Source organism: Streptomyces incanus, from assembly GCF_042656345.1.
In the GTDB taxonomy this organism is placed as follows: Bacteria; Actinomycetota; Actinomycetes; order Streptomycetales; family Streptomycetaceae; genus Streptomyces; species Streptomyces incanus.
In genome coordinates this window covers 56,528-82,631 of record NZ_JBHSPC010000095.1, presented here as the reverse complement: position 1 = coordinate 82,631, position 26,104 = coordinate 56,528, and the positions used below count along the sequence as shown (strand labels likewise).

Annotated in this window: 24 protein-coding genes; 15 read left to right on the top strand and 9 right to left on the bottom strand. The window is 70.9% G+C overall.

Annotation, left to right across the window (positions count from 1 at the left end):
* Window positions 1-58: 58 nt before the first annotated feature.
* Complete coding sequence (locus tag ACFP2V_RS27960) at window positions 59-820, bottom strand: Clp protease N-terminal domain-containing protein (RefSeq protein WP_381218063.1); 762 nt, start codon at window positions 818-820, stop codon at window positions 59-61.
* Between the two features lie 86 nt (window positions 821-906).
* On the opposite strand from ACFP2V_RS27960, the gene ACFP2V_RS27955 reads away from it, so the two are divergent.
* On the top strand, window positions 907-2,064 hold the full coding sequence (locus tag ACFP2V_RS27955; protein WP_381218061.1) for a DUF2786 domain-containing protein: 1,158 nt from the start codon (window positions 907-909) through the stop codon (window positions 2,062-2,064).
* A gap of 157 nt (window positions 2,065-2,221) precedes the next feature.
* Here ACFP2V_RS27955 and ACFP2V_RS27950 read toward each other — a convergent pair whose 3' ends face one another.
* Together ACFP2V_RS27950 and ACFP2V_RS27945 are read right to left on the bottom strand one after the other, a co-directional pair.
* Window positions 2,222-2,755: a DUF4232 domain-containing protein gene (locus tag ACFP2V_RS27950; RefSeq protein ID WP_381218059.1), complete on the bottom strand. Its 534-nt coding sequence runs from the start codon at window positions 2,753-2,755 to the stop codon at window positions 2,222-2,224.
* Window positions 2,756-2,856: 101 nt separating this feature from the next.
* Window positions 2,857-3,423, bottom strand: a complete 567-nt coding sequence (locus tag ACFP2V_RS27945; RefSeq protein WP_381218057.1) for a hypothetical protein — start codon at window positions 3,421-3,423, stop codon at window positions 2,857-2,859.
* A gap of 624 nt (window positions 3,424-4,047) precedes the next feature.
* Between ACFP2V_RS27945 and ACFP2V_RS27940 the strand changes: the two genes are divergently transcribed.
* Window positions 4,048-4,347 (top strand): DUF397 domain-containing protein, encoded by a 300-nt coding sequence (locus tag ACFP2V_RS27940; protein ID WP_381218055.1) that lies wholly within the window; start codon window positions 4,048-4,050, stop codon window positions 4,345-4,347.
* Between the two features lie 117 nt (window positions 4,348-4,464).
* On the opposite strand, the gene ACFP2V_RS27935 is transcribed toward ACFP2V_RS27940, so the two are convergent.
* The gene (locus ACFP2V_RS27935) at window positions 4,465-4,965 is read right to left on the bottom strand and encodes an ATP-binding protein (protein ID WP_381218053.1); all 501 of its coding nucleotides are present in this window, start codon (window positions 4,963-4,965) and stop codon (window positions 4,465-4,467) included.
* 343 nt (window positions 4,966-5,308) lie between these two features.
* On the opposite strand from ACFP2V_RS27935, the gene ACFP2V_RS27930 reads away from it, so the two are divergent.
* The 6 genes from ACFP2V_RS27930 to ACFP2V_RS27905 all read left to right on the top strand — a co-directional run bounded on the left by ACFP2V_RS27930 (window position 5,309) and on the right by ACFP2V_RS27905 (window position 11,081).
* Window positions 5,309-6,133, top strand: a complete 825-nt coding sequence (locus ACFP2V_RS27930; protein ID WP_381218137.1) for a helix-turn-helix domain-containing protein — start codon at window positions 5,309-5,311, stop codon at window positions 6,131-6,133.
* Between the two features lie 196 nt (window positions 6,134-6,329).
* Window positions 6,330-7,790, top strand: a complete 1,461-nt coding sequence (locus ACFP2V_RS27925; protein WP_381218051.1) for an aldehyde dehydrogenase family protein — start codon at window positions 6,330-6,332, stop codon at window positions 7,788-7,790.
* Between the two features lie 123 nt (window positions 7,791-7,913).
* Window positions 7,914-8,462, top strand: coding sequence for a DinB family protein (locus tag ACFP2V_RS27920; protein ID WP_381218049.1), 549 nt, complete (start codon window positions 7,914-7,916; stop codon window positions 8,460-8,462).
* Between the two features lie 25 nt (window positions 8,463-8,487).
* Entirely contained in the window at window positions 8,488-9,129 is a 642-nt protein-coding gene (locus tag ACFP2V_RS27915; protein WP_381218047.1) for a PadR family transcriptional regulator, read from the top strand.
* Between the two features lie 117 nt (window positions 9,130-9,246).
* A complete protein-coding gene (locus tag ACFP2V_RS27910; RefSeq protein ID WP_381218045.1) occupies window positions 9,247-10,263 on the top strand; it encodes an ATP-binding cassette domain-containing protein in 1,017 nt (338 codons plus the stop codon).
* 89 nt (window positions 10,264-10,352) lie between these two features.
* A complete protein-coding gene (locus ACFP2V_RS27905) occupies window positions 10,353-11,081 on the top strand; it encodes an ABC transporter permease (RefSeq protein WP_381218136.1) in 729 nt (242 codons plus the stop codon).
* Between the two features lie 30 nt (window positions 11,082-11,111).
* Here ACFP2V_RS27905 and ACFP2V_RS27900 read toward each other — a convergent pair whose 3' ends face one another.
* Both ACFP2V_RS27900 and ACFP2V_RS27895 read right to left on the bottom strand, forming a co-directional pair.
* The gene (locus tag ACFP2V_RS27900) at window positions 11,112-12,521 is read right to left on the bottom strand and encodes a glutamate decarboxylase (RefSeq protein ID WP_381218043.1); all 1,410 of its coding nucleotides are present in this window, start codon (window positions 12,519-12,521) and stop codon (window positions 11,112-11,114) included.
* 178 nt (window positions 12,522-12,699) lie between these two features.
* A complete protein-coding gene (locus ACFP2V_RS27895) occupies window positions 12,700-13,986 on the bottom strand; it encodes an ion channel protein (protein WP_381218041.1) in 1,287 nt (428 codons plus the stop codon).
* A gap of 130 nt (window positions 13,987-14,116) precedes the next feature.
* Here ACFP2V_RS27895 and ACFP2V_RS27890 point away from each other — a divergent pair, with 130 nt between their 5' ends.
* Window positions 14,117-14,887, top strand: a complete 771-nt coding sequence (locus ACFP2V_RS27890) for a MerR family transcriptional regulator (protein ID WP_381218039.1) — start codon at window positions 14,117-14,119, stop codon at window positions 14,885-14,887.
* Window positions 14,888-14,948: 61 nt separating this feature from the next.
* On the opposite strand, the gene ACFP2V_RS27885 is transcribed toward ACFP2V_RS27890, so the two are convergent.
* Entirely contained in the window at window positions 14,949-15,314 is a 366-nt protein-coding gene (locus ACFP2V_RS27885; RefSeq protein ID WP_381218037.1) for a YbjQ family protein, read from the bottom strand.
* Window positions 15,315-15,447: 133 nt separating this feature from the next.
* Here ACFP2V_RS27885 and ACFP2V_RS27880 point away from each other — a divergent pair, with 133 nt between their 5' ends.
* A complete protein-coding gene (locus ACFP2V_RS27880) occupies window positions 15,448-16,398 on the top strand; it encodes a DedA family protein (protein ID WP_381218035.1) in 951 nt (316 codons plus the stop codon).
* A gap of 84 nt (window positions 16,399-16,482) precedes the next feature.
* On the opposite strand, the gene ACFP2V_RS27875 is transcribed toward ACFP2V_RS27880, so the two are convergent.
* The gene (locus ACFP2V_RS27875; RefSeq protein ID WP_381218033.1) at window positions 16,483-18,186 is read right to left on the bottom strand and encodes a threonine/serine exporter family protein; all 1,704 of its coding nucleotides are present in this window, start codon (window positions 18,184-18,186) and stop codon (window positions 16,483-16,485) included.
* A gap of 169 nt (window positions 18,187-18,355) precedes the next feature.
* On the bottom strand, window positions 18,356-18,847 hold the full coding sequence (locus tag ACFP2V_RS27870; protein ID WP_042174359.1) for an inorganic diphosphatase: 492 nt from the start codon (window positions 18,845-18,847) through the stop codon (window positions 18,356-18,358).
* Window positions 18,848-18,926: 79 nt separating this feature from the next.
* On the opposite strand from ACFP2V_RS27870, the gene dacB reads away from it, so the two are divergent.
* From dacB to ftsH, 5 genes are all read left to right on the top strand, one after another.
* The gene (dacB, locus tag ACFP2V_RS27865; RefSeq protein WP_381218031.1) at window positions 18,927-20,561 is read left to right on the top strand and encodes a D-alanyl-D-alanine carboxypeptidase/D-alanyl-D-alanine endopeptidase; all 1,635 of its coding nucleotides are present in this window, start codon (window positions 18,927-18,929) and stop codon (window positions 20,559-20,561) included.
* Window positions 20,562-20,628: 67 nt separating this feature from the next.
* Complete coding sequence (locus tag ACFP2V_RS27860; RefSeq protein WP_381218029.1) at window positions 20,629-21,789, top strand: zinc-dependent metalloprotease; 1,161 nt, start codon at window positions 20,629-20,631, stop codon at window positions 21,787-21,789.
* A 272-nt stretch (window positions 21,790-22,061) separates the two neighbouring features.
* Window positions 22,062-23,147: a tRNA lysidine(34) synthetase TilS gene (tilS, locus tag ACFP2V_RS27855; RefSeq protein WP_381218027.1), complete on the top strand. Its 1,086-nt coding sequence runs from the start codon at window positions 22,062-22,064 to the stop codon at window positions 23,145-23,147.
* 61 nt (window positions 23,148-23,208) lie between these two features.
* Complete coding sequence (gene hpt, locus ACFP2V_RS27850; RefSeq protein ID WP_055596571.1) at window positions 23,209-23,769, top strand: hypoxanthine phosphoribosyltransferase; 561 nt, start codon at window positions 23,209-23,211, stop codon at window positions 23,767-23,769.
* Between the two features lie 187 nt (window positions 23,770-23,956).
* The gene (gene ftsH / locus ACFP2V_RS27845) at window positions 23,957-25,996 is read left to right on the top strand and encodes an ATP-dependent zinc metalloprotease FtsH (RefSeq protein ID WP_381218025.1); all 2,040 of its coding nucleotides are present in this window, start codon (window positions 23,957-23,959) and stop codon (window positions 25,994-25,996) included.
* The last annotated feature ends 108 nt before the right edge of the window (window positions 25,997-26,104 follow it).

Below are 26,104 nucleotides of genomic sequence, written 5' to 3'. Positions count from 1 at the left end.
GCCGCGACACCGGAGCCGCGACACCGGGATCCGACAGCGGGGCCGGCGACGGCCGGGATCAGTTCTCCGCCGGGGGTTCCTGCTCCTGGTCGCCCTCCTGCCGTGTCTCCACGACCTGCGCCAGCAGGTCGGCGACGTACCGCTCGGTGGTCGTCTTGTCGACGCCGAGGCCGCTGAGGACGCCCTTGCCGTTCTCGTGCTCCAGGAGGGCGAGCAGGAGGTGCTCGGTGCCGACGTAGTTGTGGCCGAGGCGGAGGGCCTCGCGGAAGGTGAGTTCCAGGACCTTCTTGGCCGCCGGGCCGTACGGCACCAGCTCGGGGGCGTCCTCGACGGCCGGCGGGAGGGCCGCGGTGGCGGCCGCGCGGACCGCGTCCAGGGTGACGCCCTGCTCGGTGATCGCCTTCGCGGCCAGGCCGCCCGGCTCGGCCAGCAGGCCGAGGACCAGGTGCTCGGGCAGGCCCTCGGCGTTGCGCGCGGCCTTGGACTCGTTGTGCGCGGCCATCACCACGGCGCGGGCGCGGGTCGTGTAGCGGTTGAAGCCCTCGTTCGGGTCGAGGGCGGCCGACTCCTTGGGCACGAAACGCTTCTGGGCCGCCTGCCGGGTGACGCCCATGCTCTTGCCGATGTCCGTCCAGGAGGCGCCCGAACGTCGGGCCTGGTCCACGAAGTGGCCGATCAGGTGGTCCGCCACGTCGCCGAGGTGCTCACCCGCGAGCACCGCGTCCTGAAGCTGCTGAAGGGGTTCCTCGTGGACCTTCTTGATGGCTGCGATGAGGTCGTCGAGACGTACGGATGACTTGATGCCGGGGTTCGTCGTCATGTGTCAACGGTAGGTTGACAGCAAGAGGGTGTCAACTGCGGGTTGACACTTGGTGGCGACTTCCCGCGGCATGACACGATCGGCCCGTGAGTACGTCCAGCACCGTCGACCGCGCCTTCCGGGCCGCCTTGTACGCCACCACCGACGACGCCCTCGACACCGGCGCGTCCCTGCTCGCCGTCGACCCGGCGGCGGGCGCCGAACTCGCCCGGCGGGGCGAGGAGTTCCTGGCGAACGCCTGGCGGCGCGGCTGGCAGCCCGCCGATGTCGTACGGATGGTCCGGCGCGAACTGGACGACGTACACCTACGACTCGTCACGGGGCTGATCCGCGCGCAGGCGCCGCACGACCGGCCCCGAGGACCACGCTGGACCGCCCAGCTCGACGCCCTCGACGAACCCGGCGCCGCACCCGCGCCCCCGTCCCGCACCGATCGCTTCTCGCACGCCACGGCCGTACTGGAGCTGTACCGGCTGCTGCTGCGCCTGCCCGTGCTCGAACCCCTCGACGAGGCGGCGGCCGAGGCTGCCGGCGTGGCGGGCCCGGACGCGCGGGACCGGCGTCCGGAGTCCCGCATGCTCGGCCGCATCCGCGCGCTGCTGGCCAAGGCGGAGGCGACCGGATTCCCGGAGGAGGCGGAGGCGCTCACCGCCAAGGCGCAGGAACTGATGGCGCGGCACAGCGTCGACGAGGCCCTGCTCGCGGTGCGGGCACACGCGGCGACGGTGCCGGGCGCGTGCCGGATCGGGGTGGAAGCGCCGTACGAGCAGATCAAGGCCGTCCTGCTCGACGCGATCGCCGACGCGAACCACTGCCGGGCGGTGTGGAACGAACCCCTCGGCTTCTCCACCGTGGTCGGCTTCGACGCCGACCTGGAAGCGGTCGAACTTCTCTACACCTCACTGCTCGTACAGGCCGGTACGGCCATGACGAAGGCGGAGGCGGCCCAGAAGGCGGGCGGACGTAAGCGGACCAAGACCTTCCGGCAGTCCTTCCTCGCGGCCTACGCCCATCGCGTGGGCGCACGTCTCGCGGCTGCCGCCGAAGGCCGGACGAGCGGGTTGAGCGACGACCTGCTCCCGGTGCTCGCCTCCCGCGACGTCGCGGTCACCGAGCGGCTGGACCGCCTGTTCCCGGAGACGACGACCACCCGGCTACGCGGGGTGAGTGACGCGGCGGGCTGGCAGGAGGGCGCGCGGGCGGCGGACAACGCCCAGGTCGAAGCCCGCCGACGGCTCGGCTGAACCGGAGTCCGCACCCTGCGACACCGCGTGGGTCGCGTGGGCCGGAGCCCGCGCGGGTGGGTGGGTTGAGGATCACCCGGCCCCGCGCGGGGCCGGCTGCGGGGCGCGGGCAGCCCCGCTCGGAGGCCGGCAGTCCGTTCGGTCACCCGTCCGCCGGTCAGTCGCCCGTCCGCTGGAAGGCGCCCACGGAGGCGTCGGCCGCGGCCTCGGTCTTTTCCTTGACCGCCACCGGGCCGTACGTCCAGGGGAAGTCCTGGGTGGCGGAGTCGCCGGGAAGGCCGATCTGCAGGGTCTTGGCGTCCAGGCTCTCGCCCGCGCCTTCCGGCCCGCGCACGTAGGTGATCGTGAAGGAAACCGATTCGCCCTCGGCCAGAGTCAGTTTCTGCGCCGTCGCGCCCTCGACCGGTGCCAGCGCGACGAGCTCGCCCCCGGCCACCAGGCTTGCCTCGGGGAAGCCGTCCAGGACGCAGGCGGCACCCTGGTTGACGAGGTTCACAGGGACCTCGCCGGTGTCACCGGCGGCCGGGGCCTCACTCGCGGGGCCGGCCTCCATGTCCACCGTCGCGCTCGAACAGGCCCCGCTCCCCTGCTTCGCGTCGTCCTTCGCCCCGTCACCACCGCCCTCGCCGCCGCAGGCGGTCAGCAGGAGGAGGGCGGTGACAGCGGTGACGGTGATCGGCATGGCGCGCATGAGGATTCCCCTGGGGTCGTGGAGCAGCCCACAGATCATCACACCCCGGGGACCCCTCCCCGTGCATCCGGAGGACCGATGTCCTCACGCGGGGGCAGGTCCTACGACCCCAGCCCCGCGGTCGGAAGACCCGACGGCAGCCGGCCGCCCTTGGCCTTCATGTACGTCTCGGTGCCGAGGGAGCCCTCCCAGGTGACCTTCAGGGTGGTCCCGCTCACCGAGTCGACCGTGCCGCTCGTCCGGTCCTCGTTGCCGTTCGCGCACTTCAGGCTGATCGTCGAGGTTCCGGCGTCCTCCTGTGTGGTGCCACTGCACACGGTGCCGCCCGTGGCGAAGAGGGCCGTCTGCTCACCGGTGAACATCAGCGCCACGGCCTTGCCGTCGGCCGTGGTGAGCCAGCTGCCCTCCAGCTCACCCGCCGGGGCGCTGCTCGTGTCCGAACCGCCCGTCCCGTCCGTCCCGCCGGTGCCGCCGCCGGTGCCGCCGTCGGGATCGGTGGTGGCCGAGGCGGACGGCTCGGCGGATGGCGTGGAGTCGTCGCCGGAGCCGCTGTCGCCGCTGCACCCGGTGAGGACGAGTGAGCCCGCCAGGCCTGTGGCCGCGACCGCGAGCCGTACGCGCCGGCGTGACACGGCGCGCCAGGAGCGCGACGCGGACGAGGTAGTCACCGAAGCCCTCACCGAAGCCCCCTCCGGAGGCGCATCCGGAGCCGCACCCCGAGGCGCCTTTGGAACCGCCCTCGAAACCGCTCCCGAGCCCGCCGGCATCCCCGTACTGCCCTGATCCACCGATGTCACCGCAAGCCCCCTACCTGTAGCCGGCCACGTCGGCCGGAACGACCGCAGACAGCTAACAGGACGTACCCGGCACCCCACCAGCCCCGGTGAGCCACCTCGCACCGCACCGTCACCGCGCGGTGACGGGGACGGCACGGTGGCGAGGACGGCACCCGCCGCACTACCACAGCGGCAGCTCGCGCGGGCGGCCGGGAAGGCCCGGAAGACGGCCCTGCTTCCCCATGGAGACCGTTGGTCGACGAAGAAAAGAGACCGCTTGCGGGACTGATGAGGGAGCGGGAGGACACACGAAGGCAACGAGGGAACAAGAGGGCCTCCGTACGCGTCTCAACCCACACGGGGTTCCGCAGGCCGGGCCGCAGGGCTGTAACTGCGGGAACACCCCGCGTGCACGTGCATCTGCCCATGCATTAGCACTTGAACAAAGCTATGATCCGGGTCAGTTGACCACTGCATCAATGGCCACACCAGCCAGTGCACAACGGGGAGCGACCTGTGGACCACGACGTGTACGACGGTGATGTGTACGACGGCGACGTGTATGGCGGTGTCGGCGCGTCCCGCGTGTTCAACGGTATGGCGGCCACCGGGCTGAACGGCGTGGCCTGGCAGAAGAGCCGGCACAGCAACTCGCAGGGTTCCTGCGTCGAGTTCGCCCGGCTGCCGGGCGGCGAGGTGGCGGTGCGCAACTCCCGTTTTCCCGAGGGGCCGGCACTCGTCTACACCCGGGCGGAGATCGAGGCGATGCTCCTCGGTATCAAGGACGGCGAGTTCGATCATTTGGTCGTCGGCTGACGAAGGCGCCCGCCGCGCCCGCCGCGCCCGCCGCGCCCGCCGCGCCCGCCGCGCCCGGCGGCCCCTGAGTCCTGCGCGACGCGCGTAGAAACGCGGCACCCCAAGGTGCCGCGTTCGTCATGCGCCGCCGGGAGGCCGTAGCAGGAACAGCGCCCAGACCACCTTGCCGCGTCCGCTCCGCATCGGCTGCCAGCCCCAGCCGTCGCTGAAGGACTCGACCAGGAGCAGCCCGCGGCCCGACTCCGCGGAGAAGTCGTCCGCGTCGCGGGTGACGGGACTGTCGTGGCTCGGGTCGCGCACCGCACACACCAGCCGTCCGGTCCACCGCATCAGATGCAGCCGCACCGGAGCTTCCTGCCCCGCCAGCCGCGGCGCGCCGGCCGGCAGGCCGTGCCGCAGGGCGTTGGTGACCAGCTCGGAGACGACCAGGCACACGTCGTCGAAGCGGTGGTCCAGGCCCCACTGGTCGCAGGTCTTCCTGGTGAACTGCCGCGCCTCACGGACCGCTTCGTGGCGGGCGGGGAGGGAGCAGGAGGCGGCGTCGGACACGGCCGCGGGGTCCAGTGGTGGAAGGCCCTGCCGTAACGGCTCGAGCATGGTCGATCCATTCGTCCCCATGCGAGGCACTCCCGGGATTCGCGGTCGTAGCGATACGGCGGTGGTGCGGAGACCATGGTTTCGGATGCGCACGGCAGATGCAAGGGCAGATGCACGTGCAGTTGACCGAAATGAGCCCTGCCGTACCGCTTGTTGGTCAATTTTTCCGCCGTATTCATGTCCCTCCTGTCACTTCCGTGGCCTACTCTCTGCTCCTCCCTGTTCGAAACCTCAGCCCTGATTCCATTTCCGTAACCGGGCGAGTACTGCTCGGAGTGTTTTAGTGGCAGACTTCGGCCCCTGGCAGACGTTGGGGAGGCTGGCGAACGTGAGCGCGGGAGAGCCGGGATCGGTGGTGCGGCGCATGCTGCTCGGATCACAACTCAGGCGACTGCGTGAGGCTCGGGGGATCACGCGCGAGGCGGCGGGCTATTCGATCCGCGCCTCCGAATCGAAGATCAGCCGGATGGAGTTGGGCCGGGTGAGCTTCAAGACCAGGGACGTCGAGGACCTGCTGACGCTGTACGGCATCGGGGACGAGCAGGAGCGCGCCTCGCTGCTCTCCCTGGCCAAGGAGGCCAATGTCGCGGGCTGGTGGCACAGTTACTCGGACGTGCTGCCCAGCTGGTTCCCCACCTATGTGGGCCTCGAGGGTGCCGCCGCGCTGCTCAGGGCGTACGAAGTGCAGTTCGTGCACGGCCTGTTGCAGACCGAGGAGTACGCGCGCGCGGTGGTCCGGCGCGGCATGCGGGGCGCGAGCGAGGCCGACGTCGAACGACGGGTGGCGCTGCGCCTGGAGCGGCAGAAGTACCTGGTCGCGGAGAACGCCCCCGAGTTCCACGTCGTGCTCGACGAGGCCGCGCTGCGCCGGCCGTACGGCGACCGCGGGGTGATGAAGGGGCAGCTCCAGCATCTGATCGAGATCTCCGAGCGGCCCAATGTCCGGCTGCAGGTCATGCCGTTCGGCCTCGGCGGCCACTCCGGCGAGTCCGGCGCGTTCACCATCCTCAGCTTCCCCGAGTCCGACCTCTCGGACGTCGTGTACATGGAGCAGCTGACGAGCGCGCTGTACCTCGACAAGGCCGAGGACGTCGCCCAGTACGAGAAGGCGCTCAAGGAGCTCCAGCAGGACAGCCCGGGCCCTTCGGAGAGCCGGGACCTTCTGCGAGGTCTCCTTCAACTCTCCTGAAACATAAGTACGATGACGCCCAATCAGTCCGTACGGCAGAGGACGAAGCCGCGCCGTGCGACCGAACCGATCGCACGACCGATCGCATGACCGGTCGCCTGCCGATCGCACGCCGATCGCCCGGCCGGTCGGGTGGTGAGGCCGATCCGGGGTGGGCCCGGTTCGGCAGCGAGGGATTGAGGGGTTGAGGGATCACATGTCGTCGTACTTCACCGACCTGGCCCAGCAGTACATCGACGGTGAGTGGCGTCCGGGCACCGGTTCCTGGGACATCATCGACTTCAATCCGTACGACGACGAGAAACTGGCGTCGATCACGATAGCCACCGTCGACGAGGTCGACGAGGCCTACCGGGCGGCGGCCCGCGTGCAGAAGCAGTGGGCGGCGACCAACCCGTACGCGCGCCGCGCGGTGCTGGAGAAGGCGCTCGAGCTGGTCGAGGAGCGCGAGGACGAGATCACCGAGGCGATCATCGCCGAACTCGGCGGGACGCGCCTGAAGGCGGCCTTCGAGCTCCACCTCGCCAAGGAGTTCCTGCGCGAGTCGGTGCACCTGGCGCTGCGCCCCGAGGGCCGGATCATCCCCTCGCCGGTGGACGGCAAGGAGAACCGCGTCTACCGCGTGCCCGTCGGCGTCGTCGGTGTGATCAGCCCGTTCAACTTCCCGTTCCTGCTGTCGCTGAAGTCGGTCGCCCCGGCGCTCGCGCTCGGCAACGGCGTGGTGCTCAAGCCGCACCAGAACACCCCGATCGTCGGCGGGGCGCTGATCGCGAAGATCTTCGAGGACGCGGGTCTGCCCGGCGGTCTGCTGAACGTCGTCATCACGGACATCGCGGAGATCGGCGACGCCTTCCTCGAGCACCCGGTCCCGAAGGTCATCTCCTTCACCGGTTCCGACGCGGTCGGCCGCCATGTGGCCACCGTCTGCGCACGCCTCTTCAAGCGCTCGGTCCTCGAACTCGGCGGCAACAGCGCGCTGGTGGTCCTCGACGACGCCGACGTCGACTACGCGGTCGACGCGGCCGTGTTCAGCCGGTACGTCCACCAGGGCCAGGTCTGCATGGCCGCGAACCGGGTGCTGGTGGACCGCGCGGTGGCCGACGAGTTCACCGAGAAGTTCGTCGCCAAGGTCAAGTCCCTCAAGGCGGGCGACCCGCGCGATCCCGGGACCGTCATCGGCCCGGTGATCAACTCCCAGCAGGCGGACTCGCTGGCCGGTGTCGTGGAGCAGGCGCTCGCCGAGGGCGCGACCGCCCTGGTGCGCGGCACCCGGACCGACAACCTGGTCGAGCCGTCCGTGCTCACCGGCCTCCCCGCCGACTCCGCCCTGCTCCGGCAGGAGGTCTTCGGCCCGGTCGTCTTCCTCGTCCCGTTCGACGGCGAGGAGGAGGCCGTACGCCTCGTCAACGACACCCCGTACGGCCTGAGCGGCGCGGTGCACACCGGGGACGTCGAGCGCGGGGTCACCTTCGCCAAGCAGATCGACACCGGCATGTTCCACGTGAACGACGGCACCGTGCACGACGAGCCGATCGTCCCCTTCGGCGGCGAGAAGAACTCCGGCAGCGGTCGGCTGAACGGCGAGGCGATGCTGGACGCCTTCACCACGATGAAGTGGATCTCGGTGCAGCACGGCCGCAGCAGGTTCCCCTTCTGAGCCGCCCCTTCTGACTCGCTCCTCCTCCCGGGCCCTTGCGGACAGCACCTGACCGCGAGGGCCCGTAGCGTCGTCGGTGTCAGGGAAACCGGGGCGAAGCCTCACCGACGAAAGGCGGCCGTCATGGTCACTCACGTTCCCGCGGAGACCCGGGGCGACGAACGCGGGGCGCTGCTGGCCTTCATCGAGGAGCAGCGTGGGGGCATCCGCCGGTCGGTGCTCGGCCTCACCGACGAGCAGGCCGCGTCGCGGCCCAGCGCGAGCGAGCTGTCCCTGGCCGGGTTGCTCAAGCACGTCGCCGAGGTCGAGCAGGGCTGGATCGCCCGGGCCAAGGGCGAGCCGCCGGCCGTCCACCGGGACGAGTCGAACTGGCACGAGTGCTTCCGGCTGGTCGGCGAGGAAACCGTGGAGTCCTTTCTCGCGTACTACGAGAAGGTGGCCACCGGGACGGAGTCGTTCATCCGCGCGGTGCCCAGCCTCGACGACACCTTCCTGCTGGCGAAGACGTCCTGGAACCCGAAGGACGAGTGGCTCTCGATGCGCTGGCTGTGTCTCCACCTGATCCGCGAGACCGCCCGGCACGCCGGCCACGCCGACATCATCCGCGAGTCCCTGGACGGCGCCACGGCGTTCGAACTGGTGGCGAAGGAGCGGGGCAGCTCCTGGGAGTGACCGCCCGCGGCCTACGCTGGAGCCCATGTCAGCGATCCGTCTCCTCGTGCTCGGCGCGGTGCGCCAGCACGGGCGGGCCCACGGCTACCAGGTGCGCAACGACCTGGAGTTCTGGGGCGCGCACGAGTGGTCCAACGCCAAGCCCGGCTCGATCTACCACGCCCTGAAACAGATGGCGAAGCAAGGGCTGCTGCACGCGCACGAGATCGCGCCCTCGACGGCCGGGGGTCCGCCGCGCGTCGAGTACGAGATCACCGCGGCGGGCGACGACGCGTATTTCACGCTGCTGCGCGAGGCCCTCGTCGCCTACGACCAGAAGATGGACGTGAAGTCGGCGGCCATCGGCTTCGTCGTCGACCTACCGAGGCAGGAGGCGACGGCGCTGCTGAAGGAGCGGATCCGGCGCATCGAGGAGTGGCGGGCCGCGGTCACCGAGCACTACGTGCCCGAGGGCGGCCCCGAGCCGCTGGGCCACATCGGCGAGATCATGAACCTCTGGGTGCACACGGCCGACGCGGAGGCCGAGTGGACCAGGGGTCTGATCGGACGGATCGAGGCCGGCTCCTACACCTTCGCCGGGGAGGGCGAGCCGTTCGTCGGCATCCTGGCCGAGGACCAGGAGAACCCGTACGCGACGGGGGAGCGCCACCCGGGGGACGACCGCTGAGGCGCCCGCGCGCCGATCGGGCGTCCGCCCTCGTGCGTTAATCAAGTTTGACTAATGACTGGGCCGTGCTTACCGTGACCTGCGTAGTCAAGTTTGACTAGCGAGAGGGTCATCCCCATGGCCGACGCGGCGATCACCGTCGAGGACGCACGGAAGACGTACGGCGGAACGAGAGGCGGCAGGAGCGGTGGGAGCGGCAGGCCCGCACTGGACGGGCTCGACCTCACGGTCGGGCGCGGCACGGTGCACGCGGTACTCGGCCCGAACGGCGCGGGCAAGACCACCCTGGTCCGGATCCTGGCCACCCTGCTGCGGCCCGACGCGGGCCGGATCGAGGTCGCGGGCCACGACGTGGTGCGGGAGGCGTACGCCGTGCGCCTGCGCATCGGCCTCCTGGGCCAGCACGCGGCGCTCGACGAGGAACTCGGCGGCCGGCAGAACCTCGAACTGTTCGGCCGCCTGTACCACCTGGGCGCGCGGCGGGCACGCGCGCGTGCCGACGAACTCCTGGCGCGCTTCGGCCTCGCCGACACCGGCCGCAAGGCGGTGGGGCAGTACAGCGGGGGCATGCGCCGCCGCCTGGACCTGGCCGCCTCCCTGATCACCGAACCGGAGGTGCTCTTCCTGGACGAACCGACCACCGGCCTCGACCCCCGCGGCCGCGCGGAGGTGTGGGACTCGGTCCGCTCCCTGGTCGGCGGCGGTACGACCGTCCTGCTCACCACCCAGTACCTGGAGGAGGCCGACCAGCTCGCCGACCATATCTCGGTGGTGGACGCCGGCCGGGGCATCGCCGACGGCACGGCGGACGAACTCAAGGCGGCCGCCGGCGGCGACCGCATCGACGTCGTCCTGCGCGACGCCGGGCAGCTGGGCGCGGCCGTCGCCCTGCTGCCCGTACCGGAGGACGAGATCACCGTGGACACCGACCGCAGGCTGCTCAGCGCCCCGGTGACCGACCGCATGGCGGCCCTGGCCGGGGTCGTCCGCGTCCTGGAGGAGGCGGGCATCCGGGCCGAGGACATCGCCCTGCGCAGGCCCACGCTCGACGAGGTGTTCCTGCGGCTCACCGGACCCGACGACGACCGGGCCGAGGAACTCGTAGGACGTACCCGAGGAGGCAGGTCCGCATGACCACCCACGCGCCGCTCACACACTCGACGGCCGCCCGCGCGCGGACCGGCCGCGTACGGACCGCCCACGCCCTGGCCGACTCCTGGACCATGACCCGCCGCGAACTCTCCCGCTGGCGGCGGCAGCCGGTCGCGGTGGTGGTCGGCCTGGTCTTCCCGGTGATGCTGCTGATGATGTTCGGCTACCTGGTCGGTGGCGGCCGGGGAGTCAGCGGCGACTACCTCGGCTACCTGGTCCCCGGCATGCTCGCGCTCACCATGGCCTTCGGCCTGGAGGGCACCATGGTCGCCGTCACCCAGGACCTCAACAAGGGCGTCGTCGACCGGTTCCGCTCGATGCCCATGGCCAACGGCGCGTTCCTGGTGGGCCGTTCCGCCGCCGACATGCTCCAGTCGGCGCTCGGCCTCGCGGTACTCCTGGCCGTCGCCGCCGCGCTCGGCTGGCGTGCCGACGGCGGCCCGGCCGGCTTCCTGGGCGCCGTCGGCCTGCTCCTGCTGTTCCGTTTCGCCATGCTGTGGATCGGCATCCACCTCGCCCTGGTGGCAGGGAAGCCCGAACTGGTGCAGGCGGTGCAGATCCTGGTCTGGCCGGTCGGCTTCCTGTCCAACGCCTTCGCGGCGCCCGAGTCCATGCCGGACTGGCTCGGCACGGTCGTCCAGTGGAATCCGATGTCGCAGACGGCCACAGCCGTGCGCGAGCTCTTCGGCAGCCCCGGCGGGGAACCGGGGCACGTGTGGGCCGCCGTCGCCTGGCCCCTGGCCCTGCTCGCGGTGTTCTTCCCGCTGGCGGTACGGAGGTTCGCGCGGCTGAGCCGTTAGCCGGCTCCGGTGGTCCGGAGCCGGGTCCGCTCAGTGGTGGAAGCCGGTGGCCGCGTTCCTGTCGTGGGTGAGGGGATGCGGCTGCCGGCGCAGCTCCGGGAGGAGCCGGGCCAGGTCCTCGGCGAACAGGTCGGCGAGGTCCTCGGAGAAGCCGTTGCGGCACACCACCCGCAGCACCGACAGGTCCTGACGGTTGGCCGGGAAGGCGTACGCGGGCACCAGCCAGCCGTACTCCCGCATCCGCCGGGACACGTCGAAGACGTCGAACGCCGTCACCCCGGGCGCGGTGGTGAAGGCGAACACCGGCAGTTCGTCGCCCCGGGTCAGCAGCCGGAAGTCGTCGAGCTCCCCGATCCGTCCGGCCAGCCCGCCGGCCACGTCCCGCGCGGCCTGCTGCACCGCGCGGTAGCCGTCGCGGCCCAGCCGCAGGAACGTGTAGTACTGCGCCACCACCTGGGCGCCCGGCCGGGAGAAGTTCAGGGCGAACGTCGGCATCTCGCCGCCCAGGTAGTTCACCCGGAAGACCAGTTCCTCGGGCAGCATGTCCGCGTCCCGCCAGAGTGCCCAGCCGACGCCCGGGTAGACCAGGCCGTATTTGTGCCCCGAGGTGTTGATCGACGTCACGCGCGGAAGGCGGAAGTCCCACACCAGCTCCTCGTCGAGGAAGGGCGCGATCATCGCGCCGGACGCCCCGTCGACGTGCACCGGGACGTCGAGGCCGGTGCGTTCCTGGAGCTCGTCCAGCGCCGCGCACAGGTCCGCGATCGGCTCGTACGATCCGTCGAAGGTGGAGCCCATGATGCCGACCACCCCGATGGTGTTCTCGTCGCACCTCTCGGCGGCGGCCCGCGGGTCGAGATGGAACCGGTCGCCCTCCATGGGCACCTGGCGGGCCTCCACCTCCCAGAAGGCGCAGAACTTCTCCCAGCAGACCTGGACGTTGACACCCATGACGAGGTTCGGCCGGGCGTCCTTCGACGGGTACCGATCGGCGTTGCGCCGCGCCCAGCGGTGCTTGAACGCCATCCCGGCGAGCATGCACGCCTCGCTCGACCCCGTCGTCGAACAGCCCACGGCCGCGGACGGGTCGGGCGCGTGCCACAGGTCCGCGAGCATCGACACACAGCGCCGCTCCAGCTCGGCGGTGCGCGGGTACTCGTCCTTGTCGATCATGTTCTTGTCCCGGCACTCCGCCATCAGGTGACCGGCCTCCGGCTCCATCCAGGTGGTGACGAAGGTGGCCAGGTTCAGCCGCGCGTTGCCGTCCAGCATCAGCTCGTCGTGCACCAGCTGATACGCCGTCGTGGGCGCCATCGGCGCGTCGGGCATCCGGTGCTTGGGCGGTGCCTCGGTCATGTCCCCGATGGGGTTGGCCGGGCCCAGGAAGGGATTGACGGACAGGGGGCGCTCATCGTGTCGGGGAGCATGGTGCAGCGGCATGGAGACCTCCAGGAGTTCGTACGGGAGCTTGGACGGGTGGGGGCCACGAGGGAGTACGAGGAGGGGGACCACAGGGAGCACAGGGGCCACAGGGGCCACAGGGGCCACAGGGGCCACAGGAGCCATAGGGAACGAGGGGAAGCCATTGCCGGGCCGGGGCGCACAGGCGGCCGGGCGCTCACCGGACCGGTGTCCCGTCCGCCCGCAGCTGCATCTGAGGACGTCCCGTCACCACCAGCCAGGCCGGCAGCGACGCGATGCACAGGAGCGCGAGGATGCCCGGCGAGGAGACCAGGACCGCGGCGACGAACAGGCTCAACCAGCCCTGCCGGGTGATGGCCAGCAGCACCCCCAGCACCCCCGCCGACACACCCACCGCCGGATGCACACCGGGCACCAGGGCGTGGGCGCACAGCCCGAGCGCGGTGCCGACGAACACGGCCGGGAAGATCCGCCCGCCCCGGAACCCGCAGGACGCGGCGACGAGTAGGGCGGCCAGCTTCACCACCGTCATGGTGGCGAACTGGCCCGCCGACCAGCCCTCGGGGTCGGCCGCCAGCTCCGCGATCTCGTTGAGCCCCTTGAACAGCGTCAGATGCCCGCCCAGAGCCGCCAGCGCGCCCAGCACCACCCCACCGGCCGGAAGTATCAGCATGGGATGCCGCAGCCGCCGGAAGGCCCCGTGGACGTAGGGGAAGGCGTGGACGGCGCACATGCCGAGCAGCGCGCCCACCGAGGCGACCGTGAGCGCCGACAGCAGGTCCGCCCAGCCGGGACGGCCGAACGGCGGCAGGTGCAGGTCGAAGCTCGGCTGCGATACCAGGGAGGCGGTGAGCGCACCGGCCCCCGCGGCGGCCAGCGGCGCGAAGAGGCTGTCCCAGAGCTGTCCCTTGATCCGCTGCCCCGCCAGTGCTTCGGAGATGACGAGCGCGGCGGCCACCGGTGTACCGAAGAGCGCGCCGACCGTCGCCGCCTCTGCCAACGCCACCCAGCCACGCTCCGGGGCCCGGGGGAACGCCCTGGTGCCCAGCAGGACCGCCAGGGAGACATGCACGGCGATGATCGGGTTCTCGGGCCCGAGGCTCGGTCCGCCGGCCAGCATCAGGGCGGTGGCCAGCAGCAGCCCCGGCAGCACCGCGGGCGGCAGCACGGGGGCGTCGAGGCCGGTGGTCGCCGGATCGGGGCCGGCGTGGCCCGGCATCTTCCACACCACCAGACCGACTGCGATCCCGGTGGCGACGAGCATCACGAACATCCACAGTACGGAGTACCTGCCGACCCCGAGCGCGTCCGGCAGGTCCTGCCACAGCACGTCCTGGAGCTGCTCTGCCGCCAGGCTCACGCCCACCAGCAGCAGGCTCGCCGCCACCCCCACGATCAGCGCGGGGACGACGGACGGCAGCAGGCCGCGTGCCCGGCGTGCCGGGGCGGCAGAGGGCTCCTGCTGCGCGCTGTCCTGGGTCACGCGCACACGATAGACGGGCCAAGTGGGCAAATAATGACGAAACGGTCATGGTGTCACGAGTGGGAAACCGGCTTGCACCTCACGTGGCGTGAGGTCCCAGGGTGGAGGGCGTACCGAGAAGGGAGCGGAAGTGAGTCATTCCGTGGGACAGGTGGCCGGCTTCGCCGGGGTCACGGTGCGCACCCTGCACCACTACGACGACATCGGCCTGCTCGCTCCGAGCGAGCGCAGCCACGCGGGTCACCGGCGTTACACCGACGCCGACCTCGACCGGCTGCAGCAGATCCTGTTCTACCGGGAGCTCGGCTTCCCGCTCGACGAGGTCGCCGCCCTGCTCGACGAGCAGGCCACCGGAAAAGCGGACCCGCGCGCGCACCTGCGCCGGCAGCACGACCTGCTGACCGCCCGGATCGAGAGGCTGCAGAGGATGGCGGCGGCCGTGGAGCACGCCATGGAGGCACACACGATGGGGATCGGTCTGACGCCCGAGGAACGGTTCGAGGTGTTCGGGGACTTCGACCCGGACCAGTACGAGGACGAGGTCCAGGAGCGCTGGGGCGCCACCGACGCCCACCGGCAGTCCCGGCAGCGGACCGCGTCCTACACCAAGGACGACTGGAAGCGCGTCACCGAGGAGTTCGACTCCCTCCACCTGCGCATGGCCGAGCTGATGTCCGCCGGCACCCCGGCCGACTCCGCGGAGGCCATGGACACGGCGGAGGAGCACCGGCTGTTCATCACGGGCGCGTACTACGACTGCGGGCACGAGATGCACACCTGCCTGGGCGAGATGTACGTCACCGACCCGCGCTTCACGCGGACGTACGAGAACATCCGCCCCGGCCTGGCGGTCTACCTGCGCGACGCGATCGTCGCCAACGCGGCCCGGCACGGCGGCTGAGCCCGGACCGCGCGGAGACCGCCCCGATCCCTTCCCGGGGACCGGGCGGCGTACCGCGCGGTCAATCGCGTACGAGCACCACCGCGGTGCCGTACGCGCACACCTCGGTGCCCACGTCCGCGGCGTCCGTGACGTCGAAGCGGAACGCCAGCACGCCGTTGGCGCCCCGCGCGCGTGCCTGCTCGATCAAGCGCTCCATGGCCTGGTTGCGGGTCTGTACGAGCGTCTTGGTCAGCCCTTTGAGCTCGCCGCCGACCATCGACTTCAGGCCCGCGCCGATCTGGCTGCCGATGTGGCGGGACCGGACGGTCAGCCCGAAGACCTCTCCGATCACCTCCTGCACCCTGTGCCCCGGGACGTCGTTCGTCGTGACCACCAGGACGTCGGTCCCGGGGCCCTGTCCACCGCCGTACTCCTCGATGCCCATGGCCCCAGCTTCGCCGGGGAGGGGGCACGGTGCAATCCTGGGTACGCCCGTGGAACCTGGGCCGGGACGGCTGCGTTGATAGCTTTGGCAGCCAGCCTCGCCCGCCCCCTCAAGCAGCAGGAGCCACACTCCCGTGACCACCCTTGCGCTCGGCCCCGAGTGGCTGAGCCCGAACTATCTGATCGAGACCTTCAGCCTTCCCGGCATCCTGCTGATCGTCTTCGCCGAGTCCGGATTCTTCGCGTTCCTGCCCGGCGACTCCCTGCTGTTCACAGCGGGCCTCTTCGTGGCGGAGGGCAGCTACATCAGCCAGCCGCTGTGGCTGGTGTGCACACTGATAGTGATCGCCGCCGTCCTGGGCGATCAAGTCGGTTACATGATCGGCAAGGTCTTCGGCCCGAAGCTCTTCAGCCGCCCCAACTCCAAGCTCTTCAAACAGGAGAACCTGGAGAAGGCCCACGAGTTCATGGAGAAGTACGGCCCCAAGGCGATCGTCCTGGCCCGCTTCGTGCCGATCGTGCGCACCTTCGCCCCCATCACGGCCGGTGCCGGCCGGATGAAGTACCGCACCTTCCTCACGTACAACCTCATCGGCGGCATGGCCTGGGGCACGGGCGTCACGCTCGCCGGCTACTGGCTCGGCCAGATCGGCTTCATCAAGAGCAACGTCGAGTCGATCCTCATCCTGATCGTCCTCCTCTCGGTGGTCCCGATCATCGTCGAGTACCTGCGGGAGCGCGGCAAGAAGAAGCGCGGTGCAGACGAGAACGCGGACGCTCCGCAGCAGGGCGAGTACGACACGTACGACCGGCAGGCCCCCCCGTACGCCCAGCCGGCCATGGACGACGCCACCACCCAGCTCCGCCGCATCGCCCCGGACGGACCGCGGCCCCAGCAGCCGTACGGCGACCAGGGTCACCCGCAGCAGCGGCCCCAGCAGCCGTACGGCAACGACCAGGGTGGTTACGACCAGGGTGGCTACGACCAGTACCACGGGGGGCAGCACCCCCAGGGGCAGGGCGGCCAAGGGCAGGCCCAGGGCCCGGACCCCCGCCGGCAGCAGCCCTACAACCAGGGCTACTGAACCGCCGCACCGAACCCGTCCCCGGGGCGCGCGACACCCGCGCACCCCGGGGATTCGTGTATCCGGGGGCCGGACGGTCCCGCCTCAGAAACCGCGCGTTCGCTTCGCGGCCCTGCGCTTCTCGGCGGAGCCGATCCGCAGGAACAGCCGGGAGATCTCCGAACCGAGGTTCACCCCGATCGCGATGGCCATGGCGAGCGCCACGGCCTTCGAGAGGGACACCAGACCCGCGTCCACCTCGTTCTGGGCGATCGCCAGCAGACCGAAGTACGTGGCGGAACCGGGCAGCAGGGGCCCGATCGCCGCCGTGATGTACGGCAGCGCCGAGGCGAACCGGTACCGCGACAGCAGCTGCCCGAAGAGTCCCACCAGGCCCGCCGCCGCGGCCGTGGAGGCCACCGGGGAGAGATCGCCCGCGTAGGCCATCGCGCCGTACACCACCCAGGCGACGCCGCCGTTGAGGGTGACCAGGAGCACCGTGGACCGCTCCTGCTGGAGCAGCACCGCGAAGGCCAGCGACAGCCCGAGCGACGCGGCGATCTGCCACAGCGGCCGCTCGGCCAGGACGAGCGCCGCGTCCGGGCTCAGCTTGGCGCCCAGCTGCACGCCGAAGTAGAGCACCACCAGCACGCCGATCACGATGCCCGTGAAGAAGTACAGGACCTCCAGGAGCCGCGCGGCCGCGGTGATGTAGAAGCCCGTCAGGCCGTCCTGCACGCCCGCCACCAGGGCCCGCCCCGGCAGCAGGGCGAACAGGCCGCCGGTGATCACCGCGGACGCCTTCACGTCCGCGTGCGCCAGCGTCAGCGCGACGCCGATCGCGGCCGGCGGCATCGCGGCCATCGTGAACTGGTAGAACTCCGGCAGCCCCCGGTCGGCGCACTTCCACGCCAGCCGGTCGCCGAGCATCGCGCCCAGCGCCGCGGCGACGAACACCAGGGCGCCGCCGCCGACCAGCACCGACGCCGAGCCCGCCAGCAGTCCGCTGGCCGCGTTCAGCACCCAGGTGGGGTAGGGGTGCCGGTTGCGGCGGATCTCCGCGAGCCGCCGGTAGGACTCCTCCAGGGAGATGTGCGTCTCGTCGTCGCTGAGGTCGTCCACCAGCTGATACACGGCCGCGAGACGGGTGTAGTCGGTGCCCCGGCGGCGCACCGTGCGCGACGCGGTCACCGGGTCCTCCACCAGCGACGGCTGGTGGGAGATCGACAGCAGGGTGAAGGTGACGGTCGGCTCGCACCGGTCCAGGCCGTAGGAGCGGCAGACGGCGAACATCGCCCCCTCCACGTCCTCCGCGCCCTCGCCGCCCGCCAGCAGCAGCTCCCCGATACGCAGCGTCAGGTCGAGCACGCGTGGCACGGCGGGCCCGGCGTCGTCGTGCCGGTGCACCTGCTCCGGTGCCGGCCGCTCGGTCACCGGCATGCGCAGCATGGTGCGCATGCGGTCCTGCCAGGGCACGTCCCGGTGCAGGGAGACGGCCGAGGTCCCGCGCGGCGGGGTGAATGCCGACAGAGCCTGCCTGGCGTCGTACGTGCTCGGCGGGTTGAACGCCGAGCCCTCCGTCTCGGCGGGCTGGTGCGGAGCCGCCTCCAGGCCCTGGGGCAGGGCGAACTCGGACGTCGTCTCCGACTCCGTGGGGGCTCTCTGGGCCTTTGCGAGCGCCAGCCCCTCCGGAACGGCGAACTCCGACGTCGTCGACTCCGTATCCACCGAAGCCGTCAGTCCGACCGGAGCGCTGAAGGCGCTCCTCGCCTCATCCGACTGGGGCTTGCGGTCCTCCGCGTCCGTCACCTTCTCTGCGCTCCCTGTCCGAGACGTCCGTTTGTACCTGTACCCCCGTCTGTACCTGCGCCCCCGTCGGGGCCCGGCCGGCAGCCCCAGGGCTCAGTATGCGCACGGACAGCGGAACGGGCCGCACGCATATGCGTGCGGCCCGTTCCACGTCTCGTGCGAAGGGGGCTCAGTGGCCGCCCGTCTCCTTGAAACGCTTGTAGGACCGCTCGATCTCGATCTCGGCGTCCGTCCGGCCGACCCAGTTGGCGCCCTCGACCGACTTGCCCGGCTCGAGGTCCTTGTAGACCTCGAAGAAGTGCTGGATCTCCAGACGGTCGAACTCCGACACGTGGTGGATGTCCCGCAGGTGCTCCACGCGCGGGTCCGTCGACGGGACGCACAGCAGCTTGTCGTCGCCGCCGGCCTCGTCCGTCATCCGGAACATGCCGATCGCGCGGCAGCGGATCAGGCAGCCCGGGAACGTCGGCTCGTCGAGAATGACCAGCGCGTCCAGCGGGTCGCCGTCCTCGCCGAGAGTGTTCTCGACGAAGCCGTAGTCGGTCGGGTAGGCGGTCGAGGTGAAGAGCCGACGGTCCAAACGGATCCGACCCGTCTCGTGGTCCACCTCGTACTTGTTCCGCGAACCCTTCGGGATCTCGATCGTGACGTCGAACTCCACCGGACGCTCCTCCATGATCAGCACATAGTTCTGGTGGTTAAGTGTCCCTCACGCAGGTGTGTGATCGCGAAAGGGGCTGGTGGTCGTGCCGGAGCTGAGGCCTTGGCGGGCCGCGAGACCGCATGTGGCACGGTTCGCGGGCGCCGTACGCCCCCGTCTGGCACGGGTCGCGGCGGCTGTCCGGCCGCGGCTGGCGCGGTTGCGGCCGAGTCGTCCCGTGAAGGTCGCCACGGCCGCCGGGCCCCGGATCACGCGGTCGGTGGCCTGGCCGGGAACCTGGTCGAGGACCTGGCGGTTCACCGTGGTCGCGGCCACCGCCGGGACGATGCTGGCCGCAGGAGCGGTGACCGCCGCCGGTCCCTGGGACTCCACCGGTCAGCGTACGGCCGAGCAGGACCGGGCCGTGGCCATGGAGGCCACGCGTGGCACAGATCACGGTGGCACCCGCGGCAACGCCGGTACACCGCCCCGCGGTCCTCGTACGGCCCCCAGCGCCCCCTCCGTACTCACCGGCCTCGGCGGCGGCGCCACCACCGTGAAGTCGGCGCCCGGCGGCAAGGCCCTCGCGGCCGCCCTCGCCCCGCTGCTGAAGTCCCCGGCGTTCGGCGACCTCTCCGCCTCCGTGGTCGACGTGTCCACCGGCAGGAGTGTGTACGGCGACGACTCCGACGACGCCCTCACCCCCGCCTCCACCACGAAGATCGCCACCGCCGCCGCCGTCCTCACCGCGCTCGGCCCCGACCACCGCCTGACCACCCGCGCCACCTTCGAACCCGACACGAAAGAAGTCATCCTCGTCGGCGGCGGCGACCCCACCCTCACCGCCCGGAAGAAGAATCCCACCGGCTCGGCGAGCCTGCAGGACCTCGCCGGGCGCACCGCCGCAGCCCTCGCCGAACGCGGCGTGCGCGAGGTGACCCTGTCGTACGACACCACCCTCTACGCGGGCGGCGAACGGCACCCGATCGGCGTCAACCCCAATCTCGCCCTCATCACCCCCCTGATGGCCGACGAGGCCCGCAGCGGCGACTCCACCAGCGGCCCCGCGACTCGCATCGACGACCCCGCGGCCGACGCTGCGCGCCAGTTCGGCGCGTTCCTGCAGGAGCACGGCGTCAAGGCCACGCCCCCCGGCCCGTCGAAGTCCACGACCCGCGCCGGCACCCTCGCCACGGTCTCCTCGCCCCCGCTCACCACCCTGGTCGAACGGATGCTCACCAACAGCGACAACGACCTCGCCGAGGCCCTCGCCCGCCAGACCGCGATCGCGACCGGCGAACGGGCCGACTTCGCGGGCGCCTCCGCCGCCGTCCGCGCCCAGCTCCAGAAGCTCGGGGTCCCGCTGAAGGGGGCCGTGTTCAAGGACGGCAGCGGCCTCGACCGCGGCAACCGGCTCACCGTCGGCCTGCTCACCGCGCTGCTCGTCAAGTCCGGCGACCCGGCCCACCCGGAACTGCGCCCGGTCCTCACCGGCCTGCCCGTCGCCGGCTTCACCGGCACCCTCGCCGGCCGCTACGCCGACGGCGCGGCCGGCGTCGTACGGGCCAAGACGGGCACCCTCACCGGCGTCAACGCCCTGGCGGGCACCGTCGTCGACCGGGAGGGCCGGCTGCTCGCCTTCGCCTTCCTGGCGACCGGCACCACCGACCCGACGGCCGCCCAGGCAGCCCTGGACAAGGCGGCCACGGCCCTGGCGGCGTGCGGCTGCCGGTGACCTCCGGCCGCCTGCCGGCTGCCTCGCAGCCCTGCCCCGCGCCGCGCTCCTCACGTACCGTTGCAGCATGACGAGTTTCGGTGGTGCTGCCTCTTCCGGGATGGTCGACTGGGATCTCGCGGTCACGACCGCGACCCGGCTCATGCGGCCGGGCCCCGATGTGAGCCGTGACGAGGCCAGGGCCGTCGTCACCGAACTGCGGGAGCACGCGAAGGCGTCCGAGACGCACGTCCGGGGCTTCACCCGGCTGGGCACCGACGAGATGCACGACACCCCCGTCCTCGTCGTCGACCGTCCCGGCTGGGTCCGGGCCAACGTCGCCGGCTTCCGTGAACTGCTCAAGCCGCTCCTCGACAAGATGCAGGAGCGGCGCGGCACTTCGCCCGGCGGGGTCCTCCTCGGCACCGTCGGCGGCAAGGTCACCGGCGTCGAGGTCGGCATGCTGCTGTCCTTCCTGGCCTCCCGCGTCCTCGGCCAGTACGAGACCTTCGCCCCCGCCGCCCGCGACCTGCCGGCCGGCGGCCCGTCCGGCCCGTCCGGCGCGCCGAACGGCGGAGGCAGGCTGCTGCTCGTCGCCCCCAACATCGTCCACGTGGAACGCGAACTCGACGTGGACCCGCACGACTTCCGGCTGTGGGTGTGCCTGCACGAGGAGACGCACCGCACCCAGTTCTCCGCCGTGCCCTGGCTGCGCGACCACATGCAGGGCGAGATCCAGTCGTTCCTGGGGGAGACCGACGTCGATCCCATGACCGTCCTGGAACGGGTCCGCGAGGCCGTCCAGTCCTTCACCGGCGGCCGGCCCGAGGGCGAGGAGGACGAGGAGGACGGGCGCTCCCTCGTCGAGCTCGTGCAGACCCCCGCCCAGCGGGAGATCCTCGGCCGGCTCACGGCCGTGATGTCCCTGCTGGAGGGGCATGCCGACTTCGTGATGGACGGCGTCGGGCCCGAGATCGTGCCGAGCGTCGCCGAGATCCGCGAGAAGTTCCAGCAGCGCCGCGCGAGGGGCGCCTCCCGCCTGGACCTGGCCCTGCGCAAACTGCTCGGCCTGGACGCCAAGCTCCGCCAGTACCGCGACGGCGAACGCTTCGTCCGCGCGGTGGTCGAGGAGGTCGGCATGGACGGCTTCAACCGGGTGTGGACCTCGCCCAACACCCTCCCCACCAAGGCGGAGATCGCCAAGCCCGCGGAGTGGATCACCCGCGTGCACCGCAAACCCGAGGTGTGAACCGAGCGTGCGCCGCGTGTGCACCCGAACGCCGGGCGTACGCCGCGCGGGTACGGGACGGCACGACGCCCGGCAACGGGGCTGCAAACGGGGCTATATGGGACGACGCGAAGTGAATCCGGCGGACGGGTCCTCAATCACCCGTCCGAGGGACCGTGAGCGAAGAGTAGGCGTGCAATGCTCGGAGAGCGGCCCTTCTCTGTCACCATCTACACACTCTGAGTGACCGATCCCGGGCTCACCCCCCGAAAACTTCATGAAGGGAACCGGACATGGGTCCCCATCCTGCGGTCGCGGCGATACGCCTGGCGGTCCGCCGCGTACTCCACGACATCCTCGACGAATGCACCCGAAACCCCGACGAACGCCCCCGAAACCCCGGCGAACACAGTCGGCCCCCCGCCGGGCCCGGCCGTATCCCCGAGGCCCCGCGCGAGCGTGAACCAGCCCCGCTCGTGCTCGTGGCCTGCTCCGGCGGCGCCGACTCCATGGCGCTCGCCTCCGCCCTCGCCTTCGAGGCTCCCCGCCTCGGCGTGCGCGCGGGCGGTGTCACCGTCGACCACGGCCTCCAGGCCGGATCCGACCTGCGGGCCGCCGAAGTGACCCTGCGCCTGCGCGGCCTGGGCCTCGACCCCGTCGAGGCCGTCGCCGTCACCGTCGGCCGCGACGGCGGCCCCGAGGCCGCCGCCCGCGATGCCCGCTATGCCGCCCTCGACGCCGCCGCCGAACGGCACGGGGCCGCCGCCGTCCTGCTCGGCCACACCCGCGACGACCAGGCCGAGACCGTCCTGCTGGGGCTCGCCCGCGGCTCCGGCATCCGCTCCCTGTCCGGAATGGCCGCGGTCTCGGGGGCCGCCGGCCGCTATCGCAGGCCCTTCCTGCGGCTCGACCGGCAGACGGCCCGCAAAGCGTGCATGGCCCAGTCCCTCTCCGTCTGGGACGATCCGCACAACACCGACCCCGCCTACACCCGGTCCCGGCTGCGCCACGAGGGTCTGCCCGCCCTGGAGAAGGCCCTCGGCAAGGGCGTGGTCGAGGCACTCGCCCGGACGGCCCAGCTCTCCCGCGACGACGCCGACGCCCTCGACGCCTGGGCCGGCCGGGCCGAGGCCGGTGTCCGCGACCCCGACGGCCGTCTGGAGTGCGCGGGGCTGCACGCTCTTCCGCCCGCCGTGCGCCGCCGTGTGCTGCGCCGCGCGGCCATCGACGCGGGAGCCCCGGCCGGTTCGCTGTTCGCCCGGCACATCGAGGAGGTCGACCGGCTGATCACCGGCTGGCGCGGTCAGGGGGCCATCAATCTCCCCGGCCGGGTCGTGGCCCGTCGCCAGGGTGGCAGACTGGTGATTCGGCAAGGCTGAAAAACGTATCCTCGGCAGAGTCGCGGACGGTACGGGACAGCCGGTGGGACGACCGAAAGTGATGCGGGTGGACGCGAAAGACATGGGTGCCGACCTCGAGAAGGTGCTCATCACCAAGGAAGAGATCGACGCCAAGCTGGCTGAGCTGGCCGCGAAGATCGACGCGGAGTACGCGGACAAGGAACTGCTGATCGTCGGTGTTCTCAAGGGCGCGGTGATGGTCATGGCCGACCTCGCGCGGGCGCTGTCCACCCCGGTCACGATGGACTGGATGGCCGTGTCCTCGTACGGGGCGGGCACCCAGTCCTCCGGTGTGGTGCGGATCCTCAAGGACCTCGACACCGACATCAAGGGCAAGCACGTCCTGATCGTCGAGGACATCATCGACTCCGGCCTGACCCTGTCGTGGCTGATCTCCAACCTCGGCTCGCGCGAGCCTGCCTCCCTCAAGGTGTGCACGCTGCTGCGCAAGCCCGAGGCCGCCAAGGTCAACATCGACGTGGAATGGGTCGGTTTCGACATCCCCAACGAATTCGTCGTCGGCTACGGCCTCGACTACGCCGAGAAGTACCGCAACCTCCCGTTCGTGGGTACGCTCGCGCCTCACGTCTACGGCGGCTGAGCAACCGCGGCCGCAGCGCCGTATGTGATCGGGAACCCCGGCGGCGTCCGCGCCGTTGAAGCATGCGTGGACGCGAACGCCGGCTGTCCCTCGCCACCTCGGGGGGCAATGCTGGGGTACCGTCCGAAGAACAGTCTTTATCAAACTCACTATGGCAGGAGGGACGGGGCGGCACCGCTCCGTATGGATGGACGTGAAGCGATACTTCCGTGGGCCGGTCATGTGGATCGTGCTGGCCGTCCTCGCCGTGGTCGTGTTGATGCAGGTCGTCGGCTCTTCCGGCGGCTACAAGACGGTGGACACCGGCGAGGTCGTCCAGGCGATCAACCAGAACAAAGTCGAGTCGGCCAAGCTGACCACCGGCGATGAGCAGATCATCAAGGTCCAGCTCAAGAGCGGCCAAAAGGTCGAGGACAGCTCGAAGATCCAGGCGAGCTACATCGGTGACCAGGGTGTCACCATCGCCAACACGCTGCAGGACAAGTTCCAGAACAAGCAGATCCCGGACGGCTACACGGTCTCGCCGTCGAAGCAGAACCCGTTCGTGAGCATTCTGCTGTCGCTGCTGCCCTTCGTCCTCATCGTCGTGGTCTTCCTGTTCCTGATGAACCAGATGCAGGGCGGCGGCTCCCGCGTCATGCAGTTCGGTAAGTCCAAGGCGAAGCTCATCACCAAGGACACGCCGAAGACGACGTTCTCCGACGTCGCCGGATCGGACGAGGCGGTCGAGGAACTCCACGAGATCAAGGAGTTCCTGCAGGAGCCCGCGAAGTTCCAGGCCGTCGGGGCGAAGATCCCCAAGGGTGTGCTGCTGTACGGTCCGCCCGGTACCGGTAAGACCCTGCTCGCGCGCGCCGTCGCGGGCGAGGCCGGCGTTCCCTTCTACTCGATCTCCGGTTCCGACTTCGTCGAGATGTTCGTCGGTGTCGGTGCCTCCCGGGTCCGTGACCTGTTCGAGCAGGCCAAGGCCAATGCCCCGGCGATCGTCTTCGTCGACGAGATCGACGCGGTCGGCCGCCATCGCGGCGCCGGCCTCGGCGGTGGTCACGACGAGCGCGAGCAGACCCTGAACCAGCTCCTCGTCGAGATGGACGGCTTCGACGTGAAGGGCGGCGTGATCCTCATCGCCGCCACGAACCGGCCCGACATCCTCGACCCGGCTCTGCTGCGTCCCGGCCGCTTCGACCGTCAGATCGCGGTCGACCGCCCGGACATGCAGGGCAGGCTGGAGATCCTCAAGGTCCACCAGAAGGGCAAGCCGGTCGCTCCGGACGTCGACCTGTCGGCCGTCGCCCGCCGCACCCCCGGCATGACGGGTGCCGACCTGGCCAACGTGCTGAACGAGGCCGCGCTCCTGACCGCGCGCAGCGATCAGAAGCTGATCGACAATCACATGCTGGACGAGGCGATCGACCGAGTGGTCGCGGGCCCGCAGAAGCGGAGCCGGATCATGTCGGACAAGGAGAAGAAGATCACCGCGTACCACGAGGGCGGACACGCCCTGGTCGCGGCGGCCTCACCGAACGCCGACCCCGTCCACAAGATCACGATCCTGTCGAGAGGCCGTGCCCTCGGTTACACGATGGTGCTGCCGGACGAGGACAGGTACTCCACCACGCGCAACGAGATGCTGGACCAGCTGGCCTACATGCTGGGCGGCCGCGCGGCCGAGGAGCTCGTCTTCCACGACCCGACCACCGGTGCGGCCAACGACATCGAGAAGGCCACCGGTCTGGCCCGTGCGATGGTCACGCAGTACGGCATGACCGAGCGTCTCGGCGCGATCAAGTTCGGCGGCGACAACTCCGAGCCGTTCCTCGGACGTGAGATGGCTCACCAGCGCGACTACTCGGAAGAGATCGCCGCGCTGGTCGACGAAGAGGTCAAGAAGCTCATCGAGACCGCGCACAACGAGGCGTGGGAGATCCTGGTCGAGAACCGCGACGTGCTCGACAACCTGGTCCTCGCGCTCCTCGAGCGGGAGACGCTGGGCAAGGAGGAGATCGCCGAGGTCTTCGCGTCGATCGTCAAGCGCCCGCCCAGGCCCGCCTGGACCGGGTCCTCCCGTCGTACGCCGTCCACCCGCCCGCCGGTGCTCTCCCCCAAGGAGCTGGCACTGACGAACGGGGTGAACGGCGCGACGCCGGCCATCTCCACCGCGAAGAGCACCGCCGCGGAATCCGTCCCGGCGCCCGAGCCGGCCCCGGAGGACCGCCCCGAGAGCTGACCGGCTCTCCGGGGGACCCACTGGTCCCCGAATGGATGCCGCGCCCCCCAGGTTCTAGCCTGGGGGGCGCGGATTTTTGTGTATCCGCAGTTGAGAGTGCGTGTGTCC